The sequence below is a fragment of the Patescibacteria group bacterium genome (assembly GCA_038065255.1).
In the GTDB taxonomy this organism is placed as follows: Bacteria; Patescibacteriota; Patescibacteriia; order JACQRZ01; family JACQRZ01; genus JBBTRI01.
On sequence record JBBTRI010000020.1, the window covers coordinates 14,092 to 14,937 of the forward strand.

The following is an 846-nucleotide window of genomic DNA, read 5'->3' on the forward strand; positions in this document are numbered from 1 at the left end:
AGCTCCATGGCATTCACTGCCCAACGTCTAAGCTCTGTTTTGCCGTTGGCGATTCCGGGACTATTCTCCGATCAAAAAATGCCGGTACATCGTGGAAATCCCTGGATCAGAAAGTAAAAGCTCATTTGTTCGGCGTATCTGTTGTCGATAGCAAAAAAGGTATTGTTCTTGTTGCTGGAGAAAAGGGGGTTCTTCTAAGAACAGCTAATAATGGGGAAAAATGGAGTGCTATTGCATCAAAAACAAAGAATAAGCTCAATGCACTCACATTTGTGAATAAAAATGGATGGGCAGTCGGTGATAAAGGAACCATCCTCACAACAACAAACGGCGGCGCAAAGTGGACTGCCGCAACGAAGGGTGAACAAAATCTTCTGGACATCCACTCATCAGATGGCACAACTCTGTTTATTGCCGGAGAACAGGGCCTCATACTTCAGTCAACGGACAAGGGCGCATCATGGGCACAGCAGCAATCCGGCATAGCGCATACGCTACGAGGCATGTATGTTAATGACAAGAAGGGTTTTGCCGTAGGAGAAGGAGGAGGCATGCTTGTTACCGATGACAATGGAGCTACATGGGAAGACGCATCCGATAAAGAAAACACCGCAACACTCCATGATGTCCAATGTTTTGGACAGAAGCTCTGTGTTGCCAGTAGTAATGATGTCACATTCTTTCAGTTTGATTTTGAAAAAGCACTCCAGTCATCAACGGCGACCGATGAGGGTGACGAGGATGCGGAGGAGGATGTGGATGGCACAGCAGAGCAGGGGCAACAAGGGGCGCTTCCTGATCTCATCATCGAAGTCCCAACATATACCTTTTCAGAAGTGGTACTGA

At 47.2% G+C, this 846-nt stretch carries 1 protein-coding gene; it reads left to right on the top strand.

The window, feature by feature from the left end; all coding sequences use genetic code 11:
- Window positions 1-846: YCF48-related protein (locus AAB400_04785; GenBank protein ID MEK7649194.1), on the top strand; the 846-nt coding region annotated here is incomplete at both ends.